The following is a 7,175-nucleotide window of genomic DNA, read 5'->3' on the forward strand; positions in this document are numbered from 1 at the left end:
ATCGCGCCGAGGATCGAGGAGGCCCCCGAAAGGTGGATGGACAGAATAACGAGGTCGACGGCGGGACCTGGCTGGCCATCCGTCGAATAAGGCGGATAGAGCGTCCAGCCGCCGCCATGGCCGAGCGTACCGGGCGCTCCCGGAACGAACATCGAGGTGATGAAGAGGATGAATGACACCACCAGCAGCCAGAACGAGATGTTGTTCAAGCGGGGGAAAGCCATGTCGGGCGCGCCAATCATGATCGGCACCATCCAGTTGCCGAAGCCACCAATCAGCGCCGGCATGAGCACGAAAAAGATCATGACCAGCCCATGGGCACTGACGACCACATTGTAGACGCCCGGATCGCCAAATATCTGCAAACCCGGTTCCTGCAACTCCATGCGGATCAACACGGAAAGCGCCGTACCGAAGATGCCTGCCATGATCGAGAACAGCAGGTAAAGCGTCCCGATATCCTTGTGGTTGGTCGAGAACAGCCATCGGACGAGAAACCGGGGCTTGTGATCATCCAAGGTCGTGGCTGGAATGGACATGATATGCTTCCTGCTCTCCTCTTCCGGCAGGCAAGACGGCCTCAACCATGGACGGCACCTGCGATCCGCCATCACACGAGGCCAGCTCTTGCCCGCGTTTATTCATTCATCCGTGACGACCACATCCATCGGAATGTCGTGCGGCTGCGGATAGATGGTTCGGATCCTGCTACGGGCGTAACCGACGCCGACGACGAGAGGCCGCCTGGGCGCCGCGGCCAGGGTCCGGTCGAAGAAGCCGCCGCCATAACCCAGGCGATAGTTAGCCTCGTCGAAACCGACAACGGGCGCGATGACCACATCCGGTTGGACGGCAGGTCCATGAGAGGGGACAAGAATATTCCAGACTCCGCGTTCGAGCGGGTCTCCCGGCCCCCAGATGCGAAACTCCAGCGGCCAGCCTTTCTTGATGACGACTGGAAGCGCAATCCGCCCGCCGCGCTCGATCACCTTTATCGCCCAGTTGCGGAGGTCGGGCTCACCGCGGAACGGCCAATAGCCGCTGACGATCCGCCCGCTCACCCGACCGACGGCCAGGTCGAGAACGGAAGCGATGCGTAAAGACCTCGCATTGCGTTCCTCGGCGTCGATCGCGAGACGCTCATCGATTAGACGCTTGCGTTCCGCCTTGCGCCATCGACAGACATCGGGCCATGCGTCCTGAACGGCCGGCTCAGTGCCGTACCCCGGGACAAGCTCATCCATAAAGCATGGTGGAGAGGCGTATTCTCTCGTCTCCGGACAAACATCCTCCTGATCAGACATCGCACGCTCCATATCCGTTGCAGCGGAGACCCTCGCCTACGTGGACGTTGCGCTGCGTAAAACAGGAAGGCAAACGGAATTAAATGCTGTATTGATGCAAGATTATTGCACTAATGCCGGAACCAGCATGGACATCGACCGCGCGCGCACGTTTTTGGAAATCGTCCATTCCGGCAGCTTTCTGAGAGCTGCCGACCGACTCCACGTCACCCAGACCACTGTCAGCGCGCGGATACGCACGTTGGAGGAAGAGCTCGGACGTCAGCTCTTTGTCCGCAATCGCAATGGTGCGCAGTTGACGCAGGCGGGCCGGGAGTTCGAGCGGTTCGCGCAATCATTCGTGCAAATCTGGGAACGAGCACGCCACCAGCTCGCCATCCCATCGGGACGGACAAGCGTCGTTGCCCTGGGCGGGGAGCTCAGCCTGTGGAACCCGCTGCTGCTCGATTGGCTGGTCTGGATGAAGAAGGCCAGGCCGGAAATCGCCATCCAAGCCCAGGTCGGCGTGCCGGACCAGCTCCTCGAGCAGCTCAGGACTGGCGTTCTCGACATCGCGGTGCTCTATGCGCCGAAGCTGCTGCCAGGCTTCAGGGTGGAGCTGCTCGTTGAGGAACAACTCGTCCTGGTTCGGAGCACGGACAGAGACTCGGAGTTGGACGCCTCAAGGGACTATGTCTATGTCGATTGGGGGCCGCTGTTTGCGGCCCAACATGGCGCCAGTTCCTCTGCCTTCGGCGAGCCGGGATTAATGGTCGGCCTTGGTCCGCTTGGGCTGAGCTACATTCTGCGCGCCGGCGGAATGGGCTATTTCCGTAGGGGCGCGGCAGCGCCCCATATCGAGGCCGGGCAGCTGGAGGTCGTGGAGGGCGCGCCGGAATTCACCTATCCGGCCTATGCAGTCTATCCGGATGCAAGCGCGTCGCGAACCGACGTACAGGAGGCGCTACGTGGATTGAAGCAGGTGGTGAAATGACCGTGTTCTGTCAGTTCCAAATCACTGATCATGCGGCCGGAAAGAAATCCACCGCCATGGATTGATCGAACATGCCTTATCCGTTCCACACCATCGGTCACTCGACCCGGTCGATCGCCGAATTCGTCGCCCTGTTGCGGGTTGGCGAGATTACCCTGGTGGTCGACATAAGGGCCATCCGGCGATCGCGGACCAACCCGCAATTCAACAGCGAAACGCTGCCGGACAGCCTTGCGGATTTCGGGATCGGATATGAGCATATTGCCGAGCTTGGCGGCCTGCGCGGCAAGGCGCACGACATTCCGCCGACGCTCAACGCATTCTGGCTCAACCAGAGTTTTCACAACTACGCCGACTACGCGCTGTCAGCGGAGTTCCATGGCGGTTTGGAGCGGCTTGTGTCCCTTGGCAGGCAGCAGCGGTGCGCCATCATGTGCTCGGAAACGCTTTGGTGGCGTTGCCACAGAAGAATCGTCGCGGACTATCTGATCAGTCGTGGCGAGTCCGTTTTTCATCTGATGGGCCATGACAAGGTCGAGCCGGCGAAGCTCACCGACGGTGTGGAGGCAAGGCTCGACGGAACGCTTGTCTACCCGCTTTCCCAGCGTTCTGGATAGTCGAGGCCTCAGGCGGCCGACGGCCCCGGGTCGTCGAACCCGTCGTTGAAAGCCGCCATGACCCTGTTTTCCGCTTTGGGTTGTGACTCATCAGAGTGATGGGCGACGCGCAAAACCGGTCCGTTCGGTCGCCACGGGTCGGGCGCTGCACCCCCCGTCAACTCCAATCTCTCCCGCCTTGCCGCTTCCGGCTGGTAGACCACTTCATGCACAGTCAGCGTTTCATGGCCGCCCTGCGCGGTCGGAATGGACATGGACTGACCTTCGGCCAGACCAAGCAGCGCCAGGCCGCGCGGGTTGGTGATCGGCAAAAGCATGCCAACCAGACCGCGCATCTCGTCATGTGCGACGATGCGGGTCTCGGCAGGGCCGTCGTTTACACGATAGGTCACTCGGGTGCTGAGCGTCACGACCGTTGGCGGAATGTCTTCTCGAAACATCACAATTGCGCTCGAAATCTTCCGTTGAAGGACAACGGACAAGGCATCGCCGCGGGGATGGCGCTCTTGCATCACTTCAAGAATCGTGAAGTCCTTGGTGGTCAGTTGGCAGCTATCGATAGTGGGCATGGTGCGTCTCCAAGACGGACCCGTGAAAGGGTTCCGGCGTCAAGCATTTGATCGGATGTGGAAGCTACCCCTGTGCCGGACCAGAACAGGCCGGCGCAGGGGTCACACTCCCGCGATCAGGCTGCCTGCGTGATTGAGGAGACGGGTGGAAACGCCCATGTCTAGGCGTCTGCCGGGATCGCCGAAGACGCTGGTGCGCGCCGATCGACTGCATCGCCTTCCGCAGCGGGTTGGCCTACGGCAAGCACCGACAGTTTGTGCCGGCGCCCATCGCGCGCTGTCCACATGATCGACTGTCCGGCCGAGAGGCCGATCAGGGCCGTGCCGATCGGCGTGAGGACTGAAACCTTGCCTTCGGAGATGTCCGCGTCGCCAGGAAAAACCAGCGTGACTGTTTTGGCATTGCCAGTATCGGGCTTGAATGTCACCGTCGAACCCATCTGGACGGTGCCGGCGGAGACCCAATCATCGGCGACGATACGTGCCCGCTCGAGTTCGGCGAGCAGTTCATCGGAGGCCTCCGGATTGCGCGCGGCCACGGTGCTCGCAACCGCCGACAGACGCGCATGGTCTGACTGTGAGATGCGGATGTTCGGCTTGCGCCGCGTTTTCGTGTTGTCTTGCATTTGAATACTCGTGCTTCCGCTCGGACCAGCCGCCACGGAGGGTGCCGGAATCGAGCCAATTCGTGAAAATCTTGATGGAACGCCAATGCTCCGGAGGCTTGAGGTCCTGCGGAACCATCCCATGTGGGTAATCGCACCGGCCCTCGGCTCGGGGCACGCATGGCAGCCGAGCCGGGGGCTACATTCCCGCTATGGGGCAAACCCGGAAAAGAAAATCGCGACGAATTCTGACTGCGGCGTTCATAGGACCATAGTTGGTGAAGCAATCCGGGAAGTCAAGTCAGCCACCTCGGTGCAGTTTGGCGGGTATCAATCCTAAACTAGTCAGAGCGGGCGCCAAGCAACGTTCTTATCACCAGCTCTCTTCCGGCCCGGTTTATCCCGGTCCCGCTGGGTCTTTCTTCAGCCAGCCCGAGAAAGACAAGACGTTCGGCCAAGGCTTTCGATAGAGATGGGTAGGGTCCGCGGTTCATTCGCTTGAGTGCCGTCTGCTCCTCCTTGGTGAGATCGTCCCAGATAACTGTCATGAGAGCCATCTCCCTTGTGTGCACTATCAAGCCGATGCCGATCCTGGATTGTCCAGCGACGGGCTGCGACCATGAATTCATTGGGCCCCGAAGGTCTTGCTTATGGAACGGCATCTGTTCCGACAATGCCGCCTTCATTCTCCAGAACGCCGATCCGCTTGACTTCCGAGCGGTTGAGCTTCAGGCGAACGCCGATACCGCCGCCGTTCTCGGCGATGAAAACGGCGCCGGCGTTCTCCAGAGCGGTTTGCAGCGTGTCGCAGACATCCTGGCCGGGAAGGCTGATCCGGCGCTCGAATTCTTCGATGACCAGCGCATCCACGCCTGAATTGCCGGCGAGCTTTTCACGGGTCCATTCGACCAGTGCGCGAGCGGCACGGCATTGAGCACCAGTGATCATCCTCAAAATCTCCTTCTGGATCGCTTTGGGAGCGATTGCCGCCTGCTGAAACCCGGGACGCTGGGGGCGACGGCCGCGTCCGTAAAAAATGCATATCGAATCCGAAAAGGAAAGGGTTGCGCCCCTCACCGCGATCGAAATCATGATGCAAAATAATTGTGCTGAAACGGCAATAAATTTCGTTTGTCTTGCAGATAAGGATGAGTGAAGCTCGTGCGTAGCGAAACGACAGATTGGGTGCCAGCCAGCAGGTCTCAACGCTAGGGGACTGTTTGGCGATATCGCGCGAAGGGCACCTTGGGCTCGGCAATGACAATAATGGACAGGCTTGAACACGATTTCGGCAGGATCCTTTCTGGCCCGGACATTCGGCGTCATGTCGTCGGTCGAATGGTATCTGCCAATCGCCCTGACGCAGATGACGGCATCCCAATCGTACCCGTGGATGACAATGCTCTCAAAACGCGGCTGCGCGAGGAACTGCTCCTGCAAGCACGGACCCGGCTGCCGATCACCTATGCAAGACTGGCCGAGAGCATGGTTGGTTCGGAAGCAACAGGCGTGATCCGGGGTGCACTCGAACAACTGATGGACGACGATGCGGACGAAGGCCTGCCATTGCTTGCGGCCGTTGCCGTGAACGCGCTCGATCCTGGTTTGCCCGCTCCCTGGTTCTTCCACAAAGCCGAGGACATGGGGCTGTTCGCTGGCGATCCGGCCGATCTGGAAGCTTACGCTTTCCATGCAAGGGAGTTTTGTCGCGCGATCCATCTCCATGCTGGCAACGGGCAAGGCTCAGGAACGACCTTGCCGCCGGTACTGCCGCCTGCAGACCGGTGAAGGAGAACGAAATGCTGATCGCCAAAGACGTCATGACGTCGCCGGTCATCGCGGTAGGGCCTGACAGTACGGTGGACGAGGTCGCCGGTATTCTTCTGTCGCACGGGATCAGCGCCGTGCCGGTGATTGATCGAGGTGCGCTGCTGGGCATCGTCAGTGAAGGGGACCTGATCCGCCGGGCGGAGATCGGAACAGCGCCGCAGGGCTGTTCCTGGTGGCTTCATTTGTTCACCAACAACGCGGTTCAGGCGGAAGGCTATGTCAAGTCTCATTCCGATCATGTGATCGACGTCATGACACAGCAGGTTGCGACGGTGGTCGAGAGTACGCCAGTCGCCGAGATCGCAACCCTGCTTGAGCATAATCGGATCAAGCGTGCCCCAGTGCTGCGCGACGGGCAGGTGGTTGGGATCGTCAGCCGCGCTAATCTGGTGCGAGCGCTGGTCATTGCCAGGAAAGGCTGGCGCGCTCCGGCCTTGCATGACGACAGCAGCATCAGGATGGAGATTGTCGATGCCTTGCGATCCGAATCGTGGCCCTCGACTTCGGACGTGATCGTGAACAACGGCGTGGTCACCCTATGGGGAACGTATCTGTCGGAGCAGGAGCGGAAAGCCTCGATCGTCCTGGCTGAAAACACCGCTGGCGTGCGGGCTATCGATGACCATCGCATTCCCCTCGATATGACCTACGGCTTGGTCTGAAGGCCACCGAATGACATTCGTGGTCACCGACAATTGCATCAAATGCAAATACATGGACTGCGTGGAAGTCTGCCCGGTGGACTGCTTCTACGAAGGCGAGAACATGCTCGTCATCCATCCCGATGAATGCATCGACTGCGGCGTCTGCGAGCCGGAATGCCCGGCGAAGGCCATTTTTCCCGATACCGAGCCTGGTCTCGACGATTGGCTCGCGCTGAACGCCGAGTATGCGTCTGCGTGGCCCAATATTGCGATCAAGCGCGATCCACCCGCCGACGCCAAGGCGTTCGACGGCGAAGCGGACAAGCTCGCGAAATATTTTTCGCCGGAACCTGGGTCGGGTGACTGATCAAAATGAACGCATATGCGCTCCAGCCGTCGCCACTTTATCTGGGCATTGACACTGGCGGCACGTACACCGATGCCGTGCTGTGGTCGGAATCCACAGGCATCGTGGCCAAGGCCAAGTCGCTGACCACGCGGCACGATCTTGCCGAGGGCATCGCCGGCGCCGCAGACGCTGTTTTGTCCGAGGCAGTCATCGAGCCCAGCGCGATCAAGCTCGTCTCGATGTCGACCACGCTGGCCACCAACGCCCTCGTCGAAGGGCAGGGC

General features: G+C 60.2%; 12 protein-coding genes. 6 read left to right on the forward strand and 6 right to left on the reverse strand.

All coding sequences use genetic code 11. The annotated features are described in order from the left end of the window. The coding region (locus FJ951_RS28225; RefSeq protein WP_181172305.1) for a cbb3-type cytochrome c oxidase subunit I at nucleotides 1-539 on the reverse strand (539 nt) is incomplete at its 3' end. Nucleotides 540-641: 102 nt separating this feature from the next. Next, nucleotides 642-1,304, reverse strand: a complete 663-nt coding sequence (locus FJ951_RS28230) for a 5-formyltetrahydrofolate cyclo-ligase (RefSeq protein ID WP_140518332.1) — start codon at nucleotides 1,302-1,304, stop codon at nucleotides 642-644. A 127-nt stretch (nucleotides 1,305-1,431) separates the two neighbouring features. Here FJ951_RS28230 and FJ951_RS28235 point away from each other — a divergent pair, with 127 nt between their 5' ends. Both FJ951_RS28235 and FJ951_RS28240 read left to right on the forward strand, forming a co-directional pair. Further along, nucleotides 1,432-2,277, forward strand: coding sequence for a LysR family transcriptional regulator (locus tag FJ951_RS28235; RefSeq protein ID WP_140518333.1), 846 nt, complete (start codon nucleotides 1,432-1,434; stop codon nucleotides 2,275-2,277). 71 nt (nucleotides 2,278-2,348) lie between these two features. Then, nucleotides 2,349-2,894, forward strand: coding sequence for a DUF488 domain-containing protein (locus tag FJ951_RS28240; RefSeq protein ID WP_140518334.1), 546 nt, complete (start codon nucleotides 2,349-2,351; stop codon nucleotides 2,892-2,894). An 8-nt stretch (nucleotides 2,895-2,902) separates the two neighbouring features. Here the strand turns inward: FJ951_RS28240 and FJ951_RS28245 are convergent, their stop codons facing one another. The 4 genes from FJ951_RS28245 to FJ951_RS28965 form a co-directional block, all read right to left on the reverse strand. Continuing rightward, nucleotides 2,903-3,463, reverse strand: a complete 561-nt coding sequence (locus FJ951_RS28245; protein WP_140518335.1) for a nucleoside-diphosphate kinase — start codon at nucleotides 3,461-3,463, stop codon at nucleotides 2,903-2,905. Between the two features lie 161 nt (nucleotides 3,464-3,624). Then, the gene (gene rnk / locus FJ951_RS28250) at nucleotides 3,625-4,089 is read right to left on the reverse strand and encodes a nucleoside diphosphate kinase regulator (protein WP_140518336.1); all 465 of its coding nucleotides are present in this window, start codon (nucleotides 4,087-4,089) and stop codon (nucleotides 3,625-3,627) included. Between the two features lie 320 nt (nucleotides 4,090-4,409). Beyond that, complete coding sequence (locus FJ951_RS28255; protein WP_140500693.1) at nucleotides 4,410-4,616, reverse strand: hypothetical protein; 207 nt, start codon at nucleotides 4,614-4,616, stop codon at nucleotides 4,410-4,412. 100 nt (nucleotides 4,617-4,716) lie between these two features. Next, entirely contained in the window at nucleotides 4,717-5,274 is a 558-nt protein-coding gene (locus FJ951_RS28965) for a hypothetical protein (protein ID WP_246671806.1), read from the reverse strand. 60 nt (nucleotides 5,275-5,334) lie between these two features. On the opposite strand from FJ951_RS28965, the gene FJ951_RS28265 reads away from it, so the two are divergent. From FJ951_RS28265 to FJ951_RS28280, 4 genes are all read left to right on the forward strand, one after another. Next, nucleotides 5,335-5,856 (forward strand): hypothetical protein, encoded by a 522-nt coding sequence (locus FJ951_RS28265; RefSeq protein ID WP_140518337.1) that lies wholly within the window; start codon nucleotides 5,335-5,337, stop codon nucleotides 5,854-5,856. An 11-nt stretch (nucleotides 5,857-5,867) separates the two neighbouring features. Then, a complete protein-coding gene (locus FJ951_RS28270; protein WP_140518338.1) occupies nucleotides 5,868-6,560 on the forward strand; it encodes a CBS domain-containing protein in 693 nt (230 codons plus the stop codon). A gap of 10 nt (nucleotides 6,561-6,570) precedes the next feature. After that, nucleotides 6,571-6,909, forward strand: a complete 339-nt coding sequence (gene fdxA / locus FJ951_RS28275; RefSeq protein WP_140518339.1) for a ferredoxin FdxA — start codon at nucleotides 6,571-6,573, stop codon at nucleotides 6,907-6,909. A 5-nt stretch (nucleotides 6,910-6,914) separates the two neighbouring features. After that, the coding region (locus FJ951_RS28280) for a hydantoinase/oxoprolinase N-terminal domain-containing protein (RefSeq protein ID WP_281405598.1) at nucleotides 6,915-7,175 on the forward strand (261 nt) is incomplete at its 3' end.

It is taken from the genome of Mesorhizobium sp. B2-2-3 (assembly GCF_006442405.1).
GTDB lineage: Bacteria > Pseudomonadota > Alphaproteobacteria > Rhizobiales > Rhizobiaceae > Mesorhizobium.